Origin of the sequence: Jatrophihabitans endophyticus (assembly GCF_900129455.1) — a bacterium.
In the GTDB taxonomy this organism is placed as follows: Bacteria; Actinomycetota; Actinomycetes; order Mycobacteriales; family Jatrophihabitantaceae; genus Jatrophihabitans; species Jatrophihabitans endophyticus.
Genome location: NZ_FQVU01000002.1, coordinates 390,574 through 406,423, shown reverse-complemented (window position 1 = coordinate 406,423; position 15,850 = coordinate 390,574). Strand labels below are relative to the sequence as shown.

Below are 15,850 nucleotides of genomic sequence, written 5' to 3'. Positions count from 1 at the left end.
ATGGGTGAGTCGTTCAAGCACTTCCCCGGCATCACGGTGCAGTGGCGTGACCCCACCGGTCCGTGGAGCACCTACTACGCGGCGCAGCAGGCGAGCCGGCGAATGATGGAGGAGCACGAGGCACACGGAGTGGTGGGAGACGCTGAGCACTGGGAGTGCCCCAAGTGCCAGCTCCAGCACTACCTCAGCCCCGAACGCCGACCCGGCGAGACGTTGTTCTCCTACGGCGCGAGACGCCTACTGGGCGGCTAGGAGCGCAACGCTCACCGCCGTGAGCATCGGATGGACAGACGCCCACGAGCCTCTTGTGTTCGTGGGCGTTCGTCGCGAGAGCAGCGAGGAGTGCTGTTACGCCGACTCGGCGGGCTGAATAAACAATGGGCGGTAGTGGTGGGGACCGTCGCTGAAGTCGAAACGATCCCAACCGAGAGACGCCCAGAAACCGTCTGCCTCTTCGCTGAGCGCAAGCAGGCGACGGTCCGGATACTGCTCTGCCAGGATCGCAATGACCGCCGCGCCGATGCCCTTCCGGCGGTAGCTCTTCGCCACTTCCATGAACTGAATTTCGAGTGCGGCGTCACCGAGGTCGGGCGCTCCGACGTGTTTGCTTCCCCGGAAATCGTGATCCAGCTCGATTCTCGCCACCTCAACGCCGTCCCCATCCGCTCGCACGAAGTGGGGGTCATCGAAGAGATAGGGCGGCGAGTCCCACCAGTCTCCGTTGAACTCGTCGTTGGGGGCGAAGGGTGTCCACGAGTACTTGTCGTCCGAAGCCCCGCGACGAAGGTGGACGAGGGTAATGCTCACGTCTGGCTCCGACCGCCGTCAAAGGCATGCTTGGTGCTCGGCTTGCCTTGCACCGGATTGCCCCAAACGGTGGGCGTGGACGGCTCAACGATCACCGGCATGGGCTGGCGCCTGGCGTTGGACACTTCCTTGAACCCGTCGGTAAGCATGTCTGGCTTGCGCGTATCGCCGGTGCAGTCGTACTCGTAGGTGGCTACTTCGCCCATCACGAAGATCTGCATGTAGGCGAAGCGCTCGCCGTAGGTGATTCGACGCCAGAAGGGTGAAGCGGACCAGTCCTCGATCTCGGGGTCGATGATGCTTCGCGGGTTGATCTTCACCTCCATGGAGTCATCCCAGGGAGATAGGTCCAGGCGTAGCACCTCTGTCTTGCCGGGACCGAGCACTCGGTTGCCCCAGCGCATCTCGACGTTGCAGCCTTCGGGGTACTGGAGCACGGGTCGAAGGTCCGCCAGGTAGGAGGTCATCACGCTCAGGCGGCGGTGGCGGTCGATGCGGGAGAGCCGGTTGATCCAGCCGAGGTAGTTGGCGTCCGAGTCGCTCGCGAAGGGCTGCATCTCGTACAACATTTCGCGGTGGTGATCGGCCAGGGGTTTGAGGCGGTGAAGTTGGCTGTTCCACATCTTCTCGGTGTCGTAGATGGGGTACTGGAGAACACCTTCGCTGGGCGGCGGGATCGAGCCGTGCAGGTGCACCGCCGTCGCCCAGATGATGTAGTCCAGCGCGCTGCGCAGGCTGTAGAACCACTCACCCGTCACCACCGCAAGTTCTGCGGGCATGGGGGCGTCACGCCAGACGCGCAGGATATGCACGCCACTGCCCTCGTGATCGAGTGACCATTGGACGGGGTGCTCTGTGTAGTAGTCGTTCCAAATTTGCATTGCTTCTCGGCGGTGCACGTCAGCCCGGTCGAGTTTCTGCCAGCAGGCATCGAAAGGTTCGATGGTCACTCCGCCACGATAGGAAAGCGGTACGACTATTTAGCCGTCGATGATGGAGACGGCGAGCGTGGGAGCGGGCGGAACCTTGCTCCCGAAGCGCACCTCAAGCTCCTCCGCGAGGCGGCGCACCCGCAGGTCGAAGTGGTGGGAGGAGGTGAGGAACCGTTCGTGATCGCCGAAGTGCATGGACGGCACCGGCGCGTCCACCAGGCGAGGGCGAGCAACCACGTTGGCGTACTTCTCCAGCCAGGCGCGCACCGCTGGCTTGAAGACGGCGATGGGCAATGCGAGTCCCCATCGCACCGCCTCCGGCGTGAGCCAGGCGAGAAAGTCCTGCACGGGAGCTTGGGGTGCGTCATAGGGCTCGTACCGCAGGATGCCGTCGCGGAGGATGAAGGCGGTGCGTAGGCGTAGCTCCATCGCGGCGAGGTTCTCTCGGTCGCTCGTAGGGATCTTCTGAAAGCGGCGTTCGTAGCCGTGCTGCACTCTCGCCCGGCGATCGTCGTAGGTGGCGTCTGGGCGGGTGCGCATCATGGCGAGCCACTGCCGCACCTCGGCGCGAAGGAGGGCGGGCGGGCAGGTGAGGAAGAACTGCGTCTCGTCTGGGTCGAGAGCGTCGAGGAAGTCCGCCGCAGTGACGCCGTGATCGGCGAGGAGCTTGCGCGAACGAGCGATGCGGTTGAGGAGTGCGTTGCGTGCCGCCAGCTCGCTCACCATCGTGTCGAGCAAGCTCTCTGCCTCGATGGTCTTCATGGTGATGTCGTCCTCCTCCGCGTTGTCCTGCGGCGGGTGAATATCAGTCTGGCGACGACGGTGAGCGGGCGAGCTACAAAACGCCTGCATGCGGTGACGCGTACGGGCGGTCGGGGGTGGACGTGCCGGGAGCATCCGGGTGGGGACGGTTGATCGCGCGCTACGCGGCATGACGCGCGCAGGACACGCAGCGCTCGCCGACGATGAGGTAGTCACGGATGCGGCACCGGCGATCGTGCCCGCAGGCGCACACGAAGGTGGCCTCCTGCCAAAGTGCACGCACCTGTTCTGGCTGGAGCGCGGAGGCTGGACTCCAGTAGGGGAGGTAGGGCGCGAGAAGGGGCGCGACGCGTTCATGCCGGTCGGCGGCGAGGCGTTCTTGTGTCGCCTTGCTCGCGCACTTAGGACAGGGGCGATGCTTCGCCACCTCTCGGTCGTAGTAGGCGACGGTGCGGAGGCGCTTGCAGTCCGGGCACACCACCTGCTCCACCGTGTCTTGCCTGGTGCGGGTGCAGGCGCGGCAGCGGGGATGCTTCGCAAGGTAGAACACCTGCCGTTCCCTGGGTTCGCCGCAGCCGGAGCAGGCGGCAATCACCACGCGGTTGGAATGCACGCCCACTTCTTCAGGCGTGTAGCGGGAAGTGGACAGGAAGAGCGCTGCCAGGTCGGGGCGTAAGTCAGCCACGCTCTTGCCAGGAGGGGCGGTGGAGAAGCAGCGCTGCGCGCAGCGCTTGCATCGACGCGTCTCGCACCCCTTGGTCCCGGTGGTCCAGCGTTCGTGTCCGCAGGCGGGACAGGGCAGGAGGACTCGACGCGCGGTCATGCGGACACCTGCACGTCGGCGGCGTCGTCTGCGAGCGCGCGGTAGAGCGTGGCGCGGCATACGCCCAGGTCTCTTGCCACTGCCGCCTTCGGCACTCCGAGCGCAATGCGCTCCCTTGCGTTACTCACCTGATCTGAGGTGAGCGACGGCTTGCGTCCGGCGTACTTGCCGGCGAGCTTCGCCTTGGCGATGCCCTCCGCCTGTCGCTCCATGATGATGTTGCGCTCCAGCTCCGCCACCGCGCCGAGGATCTGGAGCTGGAAGGTGGCGTAGGGGTCCTTCTTCGCGTTGGGCTGGAAGGTCAGGTTGTTCTTTACGAACTCCACGCTCACGCCCCTGCTGACGAGTTCGCCGACGATGTTCTGTAGGTCGAGGAGTGAGCGTGCGAGTCGGTCCATGGACCACACGCGGATGTGGTCGCCCTCCCGCACGTAGTCGAGCATCGCCTTGAGTTGCGGGCGTTCGCGGGTGGTGCCGCTGGCGTGCTCCTCGAAGACCTTGTCGGTTCCTTCGGTGATGTCCTGCTGTCGGTCGAGCTTCTGGTGCGTGGTGCTCACCCGCAGGTACGCCACCACCTGTCCTTTGTCGTTCATGGTGTAGACCTCCGTTTCGGTTGTGTCGCTAAATATCGAAACGGGCTTCTACGCGACGCTCGGGCGCGGAGCGCACGGTGGTCAGGTGAGCCGGGACCTATCTGAACGCGACCGGGCGGCGCTCGAAGTCGAGGAAGTGTCGTACCCCTGCGCCATGCTTCTTTGCATGCAGACTCATGTGCGCGGTGCCTGGCACGGGTGGAAGGGCGACACGGTGGTCCAGCTCGATGACGGCTCCAAGTGGAAGCAAGCCGAGTATCACTACGAGTACCGCTACGCCTACCGCCCCGAGGCGATGATGAGCGGTGACCAGCTCTACGTGCAGGGCATGAGTCGGGCGGTGCGGGTGCGCCGCGCTCGCTGACAGCGTTCTCCTCGGAGGGGGTTGCGTGGAGGAAGATCGGGAAGACAACCTCGCTTCGGCGTTTCACGCCTGGACGCGTGATCAGTCAAGCAACCCCCGAGTTCTTCGAACTGAAGGGGTCGAGATCTATCGCGGTCCCCAGGTCTACAAGTCCGCAACGCTGCGAACCTTCGGCGACCGTGACGCGGGCAGTGTGTCCAGGACCGAACTGCGCTTCGGAAGCTATCGGCGCAAGGATTTCGAGCCTGGCTACGACTTCGACCATCCTGACCGAACTTGGCACTGCAACGACGAGCAGATCGACCGGGTTCGCGCACTGCTCAACGGCGACTTTCTGGAGGACGGGTATTACTTGCGCGTCGAGCGGGGGTCATCGCTGTCTGGTCTTGCGGAGGCGATGCGCGACGGTGCGGTAGACGCGGAGTCGATCGCCGATCTGATCGCAGCACTCGCTGCCGTCCCAGGTGTCACCGAAGCTCTTGCCTCTACGGATCTCGTTCAGTTCGTGACTGGAGCAGTTGAAAGGGAGAAGCAACGCGCCGGGATCGCGCGGTTGCAGTCCGCAGTCGAAGACTCCGACAGCTCCGAGCAGGACTTGCAATCCATCCTCGAGGACCATTGGTGGATGTTCGGCGGTCGGTACGTGAGTGCCGCCGCCCGCCGGAAGCTCACGCTCCTCGACCAGTTCGACATACCGCTCATTCGGGCAGACGGTGCGCTGCACGTCGTTGAGCTCAAGAAGGCTTACATTCCGCGACTGGTCATCGAGCACAGGAACCATGTCGCGCTCGGTCCGGATGTGCACTTCGCTGTCTCGCAGGCGCAGAACTACCTCGCTGCTCTCGACCGCCAAGAGACCGTCATTCGTTCCGAGTTCGGTCTCGACTGTCGCCGCGCATTTGCAACGGTGGTGGTGGGTCACCCGATGCACTGCACCGGCTTCGACTCGAAGCGGATCTCCGAGGCGCTTCGGATCTACAACGGTCACCTCTCGCGCGTCGAGGTGATCACCTACGAGGAACTGATTCACGGCGCGTCTCGCAGCATCGCCATTACCTCCGAAGAGGACTGATCTCCCGCCCTGTCCCGGCGGATTGCACAGAGGACTGGACGTGGTGATGCCAGCGGATCGCAAAAGGTCAGTGGTGCCGCTTACGCTCCCCGCATGAAGCCGGACGACGACGCCCCCGGTGGCGAGATCGAGCTGATCAGCGACGAGCACGGTCTCGCGGTGATCGGTGATCCCGCAGCGGTGGAGCTGTTCCTTGCCTCCGAGGGGCTGGAGTCGAAGGAGCTTGGTCTGCCTCGGCTGAGCAAGGCTCTCAACGCCAGTGGTGCGCTCGCCCAGGGCGGATCGGAGATCGCCGCCAACGCAGGTCGATGGGTGAAGCTCACCGAGGAGTCCGCGCAAAAGCTCAAGAAGTTCAAGCTCATGAAGGGCTCCAGTCCGGGAACGGCTCGAACCGTTCTCACGCAGAACGGGAAGAGCAAAGGCTTTCTCGAACTGGTGAAGACGCCGGGGTCCATCGCGGGCAACCCGGCAGTCCTGGCGGGAGTCGGCGGCATCATGGCTCAGCTCGCCATGCAGCAGGCGATGGACGAGATCACCGACTACCTCGAAACCATCGACAAGAAGCTCGACAGCGTGCTGCGTATGCAGCTCAATCAGGTGCTCGCAGAGATGGACGCGGTTGATCTAGCGATCCAAGAAGCGATGACCGTCCGCGAGCACGTGGGACGAGTCTCGGAGGTGACCTGGTCGAAGGTGCAGGCGACGTCGCAGTCCATCCTTAAGACGCAAGCGCTTGCCGTTCGCCAGCTTCGTGACCTCGCCACCGAGCTTGACAAGAAGCAGAAGGTGGGTGAGCTGGTCGACGCCACCCAGGAGACCGAGGCAGACGTTCGCAAATGGCTCGCCGTGCTCGCTCGATGCGTTCAGTTGCACGACGCAGTGGCGGTGCTTGAACTGGACCGCGCGTTGGACAGTGCGCCCGACGAGCTTGATCGCCATCGCATGGGTTTGAAGGCGGCGCGGGAGCAACGGCTTGCACTCCTCGCCTCCGCCACTGGCGACGTGCTGGACAGAATGAACGCCGTTGTTGGGATCGCCAACGCCAAGGTGCTGCGGCATCCAAGCGCCTCGCCCACGCTGGCGTTGACCGGCAACCGCGTCGCTACCGGCGTCATCGAGTTTCACGAGACAGTCGGCATCGAGGCAGGCGTTCAGCCCGCAGAGGGCAAGAGGTGGGCGCTCGCTGTTGCGGAGGTGAGGGACAAGGCTCTCGACGCGGGCGGCGATGGCGTCGACGCTGCCAAGCGCCTCGGCAACGAGACCTACGACCGAGCACGCACCACGGGCAAGAAGGTCTCCACGCAGGTGAGCGAGCGCGCCTCCCGCTGGCGCAAGAACTGACTGCTCTCCCGCCCGATCCATGCAGACCGAGCGGGAGGACCGGGAGCGTCCGGACTACTTGCTAGCGGACGTCTCCTTCGGCGCGACCGCCTTGGCGGGTGCAGCCTTCGCCGGAGCCTGCTTCGCGGGCGGCGCGACGGGCGCGGGCGTCGCCTTCACCTCCACCTGCGGCGCGGAGGCGGTGGCGTCGCCGTCCTTCGCCATCGCCTCGCGGTACTGGGCACGCACCTCCTTCGGCACCACGCCCTTCGCCGGAAGCTCCACGCCGTTCGCCTTCGCCCACTCGCGCATGAGCTGTGCCTGGGTGGGACCGCTCTTCTCCGCCTTCGGCTTGCTCGCGCCCCGGGTGTGCGCGGCGGGGGTGGCGACGGCGGTGTAGCGCTCGAACGCCTTGAGGAACTCCTCCCGCTCCTTCGCGGTGAGGTCGAGCGTGTACGCCTGCCCGGCGAGAGCGAAGCTGATGGTCTCCACGCCGTCGGTGACGCCGGACAGGTCGGACACGGTGATGGTCTTGGTAGCCACGGGATGCCTCCACAGGTTGGTGAGCAGTGCGGTGTGGAGCCAAAGGTGACGGGAGCTAGCGAGAGCGCAACCCGCCACCGCAAGCTCCTTGAGTTCCCGCGCGCCCGCCCTGCGGCTAAAGTCCCGGTGAAGCCGATCAAGGGTGGAGGGGCGCGTGAGCGAGGCGCGGGAAGTCCGCACGGAACACCCGGTGGACTTGTTGGTGATGGAGCTTCAGCGCTTGCGTGCTGCCGCCGGCTCCCCCTCCTACGCGGAGATCGCACAACGGGTGGCACGCCGACGTCGCGCAGACGGGGCGAGCGAGGCGGCGGCACGGGTCAGCAAGACCACCGTCTACTCGGTCTTTCAGACCGGGCGTCGCCGCCTCAACGTGGATCTGGTGGAGGAGATGCTGCTGACGCTCGGCGCGGACCACGCCGTGATCGCTTCGTGGAAGGAGCGTTACGCCGAGGCGCAACTGCCCACCGTGAGTGCAGCGGTGGTGGTGGAGGAGGAGGCGCCGGAGGAGCTAGTGGTTGCGCCCGCGGATCTGCTCGTTCACGCCCGTCGCTATGTGGTGCCCTTGGTGCTCGCCTGCTCCCTCGCGCTCAACCTCTTCGGTGGGTGGTTCGTGATGGTGACCCGCCTGCCGGTCTATCTGGACATGGTGGGAACAGCCATCGCGAGCACGGTGCTCGGTCCCTGGTGGGGCGTGCTTGTAGCCATAGGCACCAACGGCGGCGAGACGGTCTATGACGGACGCGCTTCGCTACCCTTCGTCGTCGTGAATATGGCGGGCGCGCTGGTCTGGGGCTACGGCGTACGGCGCTTCGGCATGGGACGTTCTCTCGCCCGCTTCTTCATGCTTAACGTCGCTGTGGCGCTCTCCTGCACGGTGATCGCCGTGCCCATCCTCTTGGGCGACTTCTCCGGCGTCACCCGCAACGCGGTGAGCGATCAGACCCTCACACTTGCAGCCACCTATCACTCACTCCTCGCGGGCGTCTGGTCGAGCAACACCCTCACCTCCCTCATCGACAAGATGCTGTGCGGCGTGGGAGTGCTTCTCGGGACCTCCCGCCTGCCTGCCTCTCACCTCACCCGCATGCCGCGAGACTGGATGGTGCAGGCGCGCGGGGACGGGGTTTCGACGTACGGTGAGACGGCGCGACGCATGATCGTTCGCATCGCCAATCCGGCATGATCAAGTTTGCTAGTTTGTTTTATTTTGGCAAGATCGCGCGGTGTTCGTACGCAGTGCGACGCTAGACGTCAACGTTTGCGCGGGAGACTGCGACTGACGGCAAGATCGACTAACGCCCAGTTGGAAACCCACCGCCACCGCACCGAGAACTCCCGTCTCCGCTGGGCTGTAGCCACTTGGAGCAGTCAGCGGATACGGGAGTTCTTCATGAGGATGCAGCCCGCTCGTGGTCGTTGACGTGGTGGCACCCCCGACGACCGCGCACCCGACCCGGCCGCTCCCTTCCCCGGACGTCGCGATCCGCGCCGCCCTCGATCCTCGCCCAGTTGTGGCAGCAGTGGGAGGGACGGCGGGCAGGATGGCGAAGAGTGGATGTGGCCGTGGGCGCGTCCGATGGCGCGCGGGGGACTGCTGATGGAATCGCACCTCGCGGCGATGCACACCCGCGAGGACGACGGGCGCCTGGTGGTCGATCTGACCGGCGTCCGCACCATCCGTCCGGTCCACATGGTCGCCGTGCTGGCCCGTGCCCGGGCGGCTCGCGAGGACGGGCTCGCGTTCCATCTCGACGGGCCGGCGCTACGCGACCCCGGCGTGTACGCGGCCCGGATGCGGGTGGGGTCCAGCATCGAACGGCTGGGTGGGACGCACACCTTGCCGACCGACATCGTCGAGCACGACCGGGCCCGGTCGCTGCTGGAAGTCTCGTCGATCGCGACGCGCGACGAGGTGCGGGCGCTGGCGAAGCTGGTGCACGGGAAGGTGACCCCGGTCGATCCGGCGTTGGCCAACGCACTGTGGGAGGGCATCTGCGAGATCGGGATGAACGTGCAGGAGCACGCCGAGACGGTCGGTTACGTCGCCGCGCAGACGATGCCCAACCTGGGCGAGCTGAGGTTCGCGATCGGCGATGCCGGTCGAGGCATCCTGTCCACGCTGCGCCCCCGCGGCGCGACCGACCACCGCACGGCGATCGATCTCGCGCTGAGTGGCGTCAGCCGGCACCTGGAGGCCGACAGCGGGACGGGTATCAGGGAGACCACTCGGCTGGTCACCGAATTGAGCGGCGCGGTCCTGCTCGCGAGCGGCGACGCGGAGGTCGTCGTCGGTGAGACCACCCGAACCGCGCGGGTGAACGCCGCGTCGTTCTCGGGAACGCTGTTCGAGGCGACGATCCCGCTGCCCAGCGGCCGGCACGCCGCGCGACTATCGTGACTATTGCGCGAACGGCTGCTGTGAATGGTCGGCGAATCGGTCGTCGCCGCGGCATAGTTGGCGGTTGTCGGAAGAAGGGAGACCCAGTGACCACCTCGCTGCAGTTGCCCTCACTCGTCGCCGGCCGTGATCTGGCGGACGAATACGCCGATCAGCTCGGGGACGTTGCCGAAGAGACGGTCACCGTCGACGCCCGCAGCCTCACCAGTGGGACGTCGTCGTTCGCAGCCCAGCTGGTCCGCCGCATCCTGCTGGAAGGGCACGCGCACCGGCTCGTCGTCGTCGGTGCGCCGGCCCGCTTCGTGCACCACCTGCGTGAGGCGTCCGCGGCCGACCAGGTATCCGCGGGCCTGGAGACCGTCGACACCATGCAGCTCGCCGACGCCTCCTGACATCCGTGCTCAGTCACCCACGAGCGCTGCCGGCACCGTCACGCCCGCCCGGTCGCGCTGCGTCGTGACACCGGTGCTCGACATCAGGGCGGCGCGACACAAGTCCTGGACGTAGGCGAACCACTCGTCCTCGACGTGGGCGCTGAGGTCCTCGACAGAGATCAAACTGCGTTCCGCGGCGGATCGCCACGTCGACATCGCGGTGGCGACCGCGTCGTCGTGGACGCGGGCGACGCGGGTCTCGAAGCGTCCGGTCGCGGTCCGCTTCGCTGCCTCGAGCTCCGGCTGGTCCTGGCTCGCGCGGATGCCCCTGCCGTACTCGGCCAATGCCTCGCGGAGATCCAGCATCGCGTCCTGCGCCTCGGCGAGCCCGGCACGTCGCGAGACGTACTGCCTGTCGATGCGCGAGCGCTGCGACGTCCACACCTGGGTGACGATGGCGACCACCACGGCGACCGACGCGGTGATCACCGCCCCGATCAGAGCGGCATCGCTGGCGGCCATGCACGCAGCTTAGGAAGTCGGCGGCCGGTCGAGCGGGACGTCCACACCACGCAGGGCGCGCCCGTTCCCTGCTGAGTGACGACCACGGGCCGGGTCGGGCCGGGCCGCGAGTTCTGCGACCATGGGCGGCGCGAACCCCGAAGGACAGTGCGATGGAGGCGACGATGGCGGACGACGCTGCCGCAGCGGGTGACCCCGCAGGCCCGGGCGGTCCCGCGGCCGCGGCGGACGCCGCGCGGGCGGAGGACGTCGCGGCGGCGCACAAGCGGCCGCCGCTGGCCAAGCTGCTGCGCTACGAGTTCGGCGGCACGCTGCCGGCGGAGTACCGCACCTGGGTGCTGCACGACCTGACCTGCTCGACGTGGTGGCTGCGCCACTTCGGCCGCACCGCGCTGCTGGTGGTGCCGCTGTTCACGATCTACCTCGTCGCGATGCCGGGCTCGCTCAGCCTGCGACTGCTCAGCGGGTTCACCTTCGTCGGCGCGGTGCTGCTCTACAGCTTCGTCAACATCCTGGTCGCCACCGACCGCAAGGCGATTCGGGCCGGGTACCCGACCGGCCGCGTCTCGGACGTCCGCGAGCAGCGCTCGGTCGACCGGCACCGCGCGTCCAGCTACGAGCGCCGGGAGCGGATCGCCCAGCGGCGCGAGTCCCGCCGCCGGTAGCCCCGCGTCGCACCCACCCATCGCCACACGACGAAGCCCCCGACCCGTGTGGGCCGGGGGCTTCGTCGTCTGCGCGGTCGAACGGTCAGCCGACGTCGAAGCGGTCGGCGTCCATGACCTTCGTCCACGCGGCGACGAAGTCCGTCACGAACTTGTCGGCCGCGTCGTCGAGGGCGTAGACCTCGGCGACGGCGCGCAGCTCGGAGTTCGAGCCGAAGACGAGATCGTTGCGGGTGCCGGTCCAGCGGACGGCACCCGACGCGTCACGCGCCTCGAAGGTCTCCGACGTGTCGTCCAGCGGCTTCCACTCCGTCTCCATGTCGAGCAGGTTGACGAAGAAGTCGTTCGTCAGCGTGCCCGGGCGGTCGGTGAGGACGCCGTGCTGCGAGCCGCCGTGGTTGGTGCCGAGCACGCGCAGGCCGCCGACGAGCACGGTGAGCTCGGGTGCCGACAGATCGAGCAGGTTCGCGCGATCGACGAGCAGGTACTCCGCCGGGAGCCGGTGGCCCTTGCCGAGGTAGTTGCGGAAACCGTCGGCCGACGGCTCCAGCGGGGCGAAGGACTCGACGTCGGTCTGCTCCTGCGTCGCGTCGGTGCGCCCCGGCGTGAACGGCACGGTGACGTCGTGACCGGCGTCCTTGGCCGCCTTCTCCACCCCGGCCGCGCCGGCGAGCACGACGAGGTCGGCGAACGAGATCCTCTTGCCCACCGACTGCGCGGAGTTGAACGACTCCTGCACGCCTTCGAGCGTGCGGACCACCTGCGCGAGCGCGTCGGGCTGGTTGACCTCCCAGCCGTTCTGCGGCTCGAGCCGGATGCGACCGCCGTTCGCACCGCCGCGCTTGTCGGAGGCGCGGAAGGACGACGCGGCCGCCCACGCGGTCGAGACGAGCTGCGAGACCGAGAGCCCCGATTCGAGGATCGTCGCCTTGAGCTCGGCGACGTCGGCGTCGGAGACGAGCTCGTGGTCGACGGCCGGCACCGGGTCCTGCCAGATCAGCACCTCGTCGGGGACGAGCGCGCCGCGGTAGCGCGGCCGCGGACCCATGTCGCGGTGGGTCAGCTTGTACCAGGCGCGGGCGAACGCGTCGGCGAACTGGTCGGGGTGCTCGTGGAAGCGGCGCGAGATCGGCTCGTAGATCGGGTCGAAGCGCAGCGCGAGGTCGGTGGTGAGCATCGTCGGCTTGCGCATGTTCGGCGTGCCGTCGGGGTCGGGGACGGTCGCCTCGGCGTCCTTGGCGACCCACTGGTTGGCGCCGGCCGGGCTCTGCTCGAGCTCCCACTCGTGGCCGAACAGGTTGTCGAAGAAGCCGTTGCCCCAGCGCGTCGGCGTCGAGGTCCAGGTGACCTCCAGGCCACTGGTGATGACGTCGCCGAGGTGGCCGCTCTGGAACTTCTGCTGCCAGCCGAGACCCTGCTGCTCGAGCGGGGCGCCCTCGGGCTCGGGGCCGACGAACTGCTCGGGGTCGGCCGCGCCGTGCGTCTTGCCGAAGGTGTGGCCGCCGGCGATGAGGGCGACGGTCTCCTCGTCGTTCATGGCCATCCGGCCGAACGTCTCGCGGATGTCGCGGGCCGAGGCGAGCGGGTCCGGGTTGCCGTTGGGGCCCTCGGGGTTGACGTAGATCAACCCCATCTGGACGGCGCCGAGCGGCTTCTCCAGCTCGCGGTCACCGGTGTAGCGGTCGTCGCCGAGCCAGACCTCCTCCGGACCCCAGTAGACGTCCTCGTCCGGCTCGTAGACGTCGGCGCGGCCGCCGGCGTACCCGAACGTCTCGAAGCCCATCGACTCGAGCGCCACGTTGCCGGCGAAGACGATCAGGTCGGCCCAGGACAGGCTGCGGCCGTACTTCTTCTTGACCGGCCACAGCAGTCGGCGGGCCTTGTCGAGGTTGCCGTTGTCGGGCCAGCTGTTCAGCGGCGCGAAGCGCTGCATGCCGGCACCGGCGCCGCCCCGGCCGTCGTGGATGCGGTAGGTGCCCGCGCTGTGCCACGCCATGCGGATGAACAGGCCGCCGTAGTGGCCGAAGTCGGCCGGCCACCAGGGTTGCGACGTGGTGAGCACCTGCTCGACGTCGGCCTTGAGTGCGGCGAGGTCGACGCTCTCGAACGCGGTGGCGTAGTCGAAGTCGGCGTCCATCGGGTTGGAGACCGACGCGTGCTTGCGCAGGATCTTCAGGTTGAGCTGGTTGGGCCACCAGTCACGGTTGCTCCCACCCTCGGCGGGGTAGGGGCGGCGGCCGGACGCGACGGGGCAGCGCTCCTCGGCGCTGGCCTCCGGCTCGTCCATTCTGCCGACGACGGCATCGGGCTTGTCTGTGTCAGCCACGGGAGGTCCTTCCGGTTGAGGTTGTCGTGCTCACGAGCGGGGTGCGGGTGGGGGCGCCGCGGCGCAGGCGGGGCACCGACCCCAGTACACGACCTCGGCCTCGTCGATGACGAAGCCGTGGTCGTCGGACGCGGTGAGGCAAGGGGCGTCGCCGACGGCACAGTCGATGTCGGCGATGGCGCCGCACGAACGGCACACCACGTGGTGGTGGTTGTCGCCGACGCGCGACTCGTAGCGCGCCACCGACCCGATCGGCTGGATACGGCGCACCAGCCCGGCGTCGGTCAGGGCACGCAGGACGTCGTAGACGGCCTGGTGCGAGACGCGGCCGAGCTCGCCGCGGACGTCGCCGATGATGGTGTCGGTGTCGGCGTGGGGCCGCTCGTGCAGGGCGGCCAGCACGGCGACCCGCGGCCGGGTGACCCGCAGCCGGGCCTCGCGCAGCCTGCGTTCCAGGTCGGCGGTCGTCGGCACGGGTCGAGTCTGGTCGATTTACTGGAACGAATCAAGTTAGCGGCGTTCGCCGGGGTCCCGGTTCGCCTCACGACCCGCCCGGATCCATGTGGCGCAGCAGGGTGAACTCGTCCTGTCGCAGCGACGTGCGGAAGACGCGGACGAAGTCCTGCCCCACGGCGAGCAGGTCGTCCGGGCCGGTGCGCTCGGCGAGGGCAGCGGCCAGGCCGGGGCGCAGCACCGCGAGGTCGCGCGCGGCGTCGCCCGCGGCGAGCACCAGGTGCGCCGACTGCCACCACCGGCTCGTGTGCGGGACGGCCGACGCCGCGTGGACGACGGTGCTCCACGGCTGCCGGGCGAAGCCGGGCGGCGGCGGGTCGGGCATGTCGATGAGCAACGCGAACGGGGGCGCGGCGGCGTCCGGTGGCCAGCGGCGCAGCTGGCGCGACACGGCGAACGGGGTGGTGTGCGCCCGCGCCGCCAGCCGCTGCCAACGCTGCTCGTCGGCGGTGACGACGGTGAGGTCGCACGACTGCGCCAGCAGCCGGACGGCGAGCAGCGCGGCGAGGCGCGGCTGCGCGACGACACCGATCCGGGTCGAGTGGGTCGGATCCAGCAGCGGATAGGCGATCCGCCCGCCCCAGCGGTCGCTACCGAGCTCGATGCCGGTCGTCGGCACACCCACCGCGAACGGCAGCCGGCCGGGCGCCCACGGCCGACGCCGGACCCCGACCGTGGAGCCGGGCGTCCACGCGGGATCCCGCGGTGGTTCGGTGCGACCGTGCCGCGGGCCCGCGGTCATTGCCGGGCCAGCGTCAGCACGGACAGGATGTCGTTCGGACCGCCGCCGAGCGGCACGAGCGAGGCCATGGCCGACCGCGGCGCGAGACCGATGATCGCGTCGTCGGCGCGGAGCACGTCGACACTGCTGGCGAGCAAACCCGCATCGGGGTCGGCGACTTGGACGACGGCGTGCGTGTGCCAACGGTCGGCGTCGGCGAGGTCGACGCACAACGACAGCACCGAACGCTGCGGCGCGGTGCCGGTCAGCAGGTCGAGCAGCCGCTGCACGTCGCCGGCGAAGGTGCAGTCCGCGACCAGCAGTCGGGCCGGGACGTCCGCGGTGTCGTCGGAGAGCACGGCGCTGATGGCGGCGGTGTCCAGCACCCGGACCGGGGTGCCGGCCCGCCGCAGCCGGCTCGCGGCCCGGTCCAGCGCGGCGACGAGGGCGGCGCGGCTGCCCGCGGCACCGCCGCCGTGGCTCTCGACCACGTCGCCGGCCCGCCCGGGCTCGAAGCGCACGACCAGGTGCACCACCCGGTGCACCGGGACGGCGGTGCCGCGCCGCCGGCCCCCGTAACCGCGCGTGCGGGTGCCCGGCGGCGCCAGGGCCGTGATCCGCAGCTGCACCGACGACGGGTGACAGGGGTCGGCGGCGAGGTCGGCGGCGACGGCGCCGAGGTCGACCCGCGCGCCGCTCGCGGCGGTCAGCTCGAGACCGGCCGCGTAACCCTGCCGGTCGCCCACGACACCGACGTCGCCGCTCGACCGGCTCGTCACGCCGACCACGTGCAGCCGTTGCAGCAGCTGCGGGTCGTCGGTCACGCGGACGGGGCGCAGCAACCGGCCGCGGCGCCAGGCCACGAAGACGGGGACGAAGAGCGCCGCGACCACGACGAGGGCCCAGCCGAAGGTGCCGCGCAGGGCCACCCCGGCGGCGATCGCCGCGATCACGCCCTCGACGACGAGGACGAGACCGACGGCGCGCCGGCTCAGCACCACACGGGGCGGCGAGGCCTGCGGCTGCGTCGCGGACGAGCTCAACCGGTCCCTCCCGGTCCGACTGGACGGCGCGGACGAAGATCGCGCAGTCGTCTTTATACTCGCGCGCACCGC

At 68.4% G+C, this 15,850-nt stretch carries 19 protein-coding genes; 8 read left to right on the top strand and 11 right to left on the bottom strand.

Annotated features, from left to right (window positions below):
* Entirely contained in the window at positions 1-252 is a 252-nt protein-coding gene (locus BUE29_RS07300; RefSeq protein ID WP_073388123.1) for a hypothetical protein, read from the top strand.
* 96 nt (positions 253-348) lie between these two features.
* Here the strand turns inward: BUE29_RS07300 and BUE29_RS07295 are convergent, their stop codons facing one another.
* From BUE29_RS07295 to BUE29_RS07275, 5 genes are all read right to left on the bottom strand, one after another.
* Positions 349-807 (bottom strand): GNAT family N-acetyltransferase, encoded by a 459-nt coding sequence (locus tag BUE29_RS07295; protein WP_073388122.1) that lies wholly within the window; start codon positions 805-807, stop codon positions 349-351.
* Positions 804-1,757, bottom strand: coding sequence for a hypothetical protein (locus tag BUE29_RS07290; RefSeq protein ID WP_143168047.1), 954 nt, complete (start codon positions 1,755-1,757; stop codon positions 804-806). The genes BUE29_RS07295 and BUE29_RS07290 overlap by 4 nt, the downstream gene beginning before the upstream one ends.
* A 30-nt stretch (positions 1,758-1,787) precedes the next feature.
* Positions 1,788-2,501, bottom strand: coding sequence for a hypothetical protein (locus BUE29_RS07285; RefSeq protein WP_143168046.1), 714 nt, complete (start codon positions 2,499-2,501; stop codon positions 1,788-1,790).
* A gap of 160 nt (positions 2,502-2,661) precedes the next feature.
* Positions 2,662-3,186, bottom strand: coding sequence for a hypothetical protein (locus tag BUE29_RS07280; protein ID WP_143168045.1), 525 nt, complete (start codon positions 3,184-3,186; stop codon positions 2,662-2,664).
* A gap of 134 nt (positions 3,187-3,320) precedes the next feature.
* Positions 3,321-3,917: a recombinase family protein gene (locus BUE29_RS07275; protein WP_073388114.1), complete on the bottom strand. Its 597-nt coding sequence runs from the start codon at positions 3,915-3,917 to the stop codon at positions 3,321-3,323.
* 166 nt (positions 3,918-4,083) lie between these two features.
* On the opposite strand from BUE29_RS07275, the gene BUE29_RS07270 reads away from it, so the two are divergent.
* The 3 genes from BUE29_RS07270 (at position 4,084) to BUE29_RS07260 (ending at position 6,694) form a co-directional block, all read left to right on the top strand.
* On the top strand, positions 4,084-4,281 hold the full coding sequence (locus BUE29_RS07270) for a hypothetical protein (protein ID WP_200800089.1): 198 nt from the start codon (positions 4,084-4,086) through the stop codon (positions 4,279-4,281).
* 25 nt (positions 4,282-4,306) lie between these two features.
* A complete protein-coding gene (locus BUE29_RS07265) occupies positions 4,307-5,353 on the top strand; it encodes a Shedu anti-phage system protein SduA domain-containing protein (protein WP_073388112.1) in 1,047 nt (348 codons plus the stop codon).
* Between the two features lie 93 nt (positions 5,354-5,446).
* Positions 5,447-6,694, top strand: coding sequence for a hypothetical protein (locus tag BUE29_RS07260; RefSeq protein ID WP_073388111.1), 1,248 nt, complete (start codon positions 5,447-5,449; stop codon positions 6,692-6,694).
* Between the two features lie 54 nt (positions 6,695-6,748).
* Here BUE29_RS07260 and BUE29_RS07255 read toward each other — a convergent pair whose 3' ends face one another.
* Complete coding sequence (locus BUE29_RS07255) at positions 6,749-7,216, bottom strand: histone-like nucleoid-structuring protein Lsr2 (RefSeq protein WP_073388109.1); 468 nt, start codon at positions 7,214-7,216, stop codon at positions 6,749-6,751.
* A 154-nt stretch (positions 7,217-7,370) separates the two neighbouring features.
* Between BUE29_RS07255 and BUE29_RS07250 the strand changes: the two genes are divergently transcribed.
* From BUE29_RS07250 to BUE29_RS07240, 3 genes are all read left to right on the top strand, one after another.
* Positions 7,371-8,399, top strand: coding sequence for a hypothetical protein (locus tag BUE29_RS07250; protein ID WP_143168044.1), 1,029 nt, complete (start codon positions 7,371-7,373; stop codon positions 8,397-8,399).
* Between the two features lie 414 nt (positions 8,400-8,813).
* Positions 8,814-9,614, top strand: coding sequence for a hypothetical protein (locus BUE29_RS07245; protein WP_143168043.1), 801 nt, complete (start codon positions 8,814-8,816; stop codon positions 9,612-9,614).
* An 86-nt stretch (positions 9,615-9,700) separates the two neighbouring features.
* Positions 9,701-10,006, top strand: coding sequence for a hypothetical protein (locus BUE29_RS07240; protein ID WP_073388104.1), 306 nt, complete (start codon positions 9,701-9,703; stop codon positions 10,004-10,006).
* Between the two features lie 9 nt (positions 10,007-10,015).
* On the opposite strand, the gene BUE29_RS07235 is transcribed toward BUE29_RS07240, so the two are convergent.
* The gene (locus BUE29_RS07235) at positions 10,016-10,510 is read right to left on the bottom strand and encodes a hypothetical protein (protein WP_073388102.1); all 495 of its coding nucleotides are present in this window, start codon (positions 10,508-10,510) and stop codon (positions 10,016-10,018) included.
* Between the two features lie 164 nt (positions 10,511-10,674).
* On the opposite strand from BUE29_RS07235, the gene BUE29_RS07230 reads away from it, so the two are divergent.
* Entirely contained in the window at positions 10,675-11,175 is a 501-nt protein-coding gene (locus tag BUE29_RS07230; protein ID WP_143168042.1) for a DUF5313 family protein, read from the top strand.
* Between the two features lie 85 nt (positions 11,176-11,260).
* On the opposite strand, the gene katG is transcribed toward BUE29_RS07230, so the two are convergent.
* The 4 genes from katG to BUE29_RS07210 all read right to left on the bottom strand — a co-directional run bounded on the left by katG (position 11,261) and on the right by BUE29_RS07210 (position 15,778).
* Positions 11,261-13,462 carry a catalase/peroxidase HPI gene (gene katG, locus BUE29_RS07225; protein ID WP_073388100.1) on the bottom strand — a complete coding sequence of 734 codons (2,202 nt, stop codon included), beginning with the start codon at positions 13,460-13,462 and terminating at the stop codon, positions 11,261-11,263.
* 69 nt (positions 13,463-13,531) lie between these two features.
* Positions 13,532-13,975 carry a Fur family transcriptional regulator gene (locus BUE29_RS07220; RefSeq protein ID WP_073388098.1) on the bottom strand — a complete coding sequence of 148 codons (444 nt, stop codon included), beginning with the start codon at positions 13,973-13,975 and terminating at the stop codon, positions 13,532-13,534.
* Positions 13,976-14,042: 67 nt separating this feature from the next.
* The gene (locus BUE29_RS07215; protein WP_073388096.1) at positions 14,043-14,756 is read right to left on the bottom strand and encodes a hypothetical protein; all 714 of its coding nucleotides are present in this window, start codon (positions 14,754-14,756) and stop codon (positions 14,043-14,045) included.
* Entirely contained in the window at positions 14,753-15,778 is a 1,026-nt protein-coding gene (locus tag BUE29_RS07210) for a type VII secretion protein EccE (RefSeq protein ID WP_159440839.1), read from the bottom strand. The genes BUE29_RS07215 and BUE29_RS07210 overlap by 4 nt, the downstream gene beginning before the upstream one ends.
* Positions 15,779-15,850 lie beyond the last annotated feature (72 nt).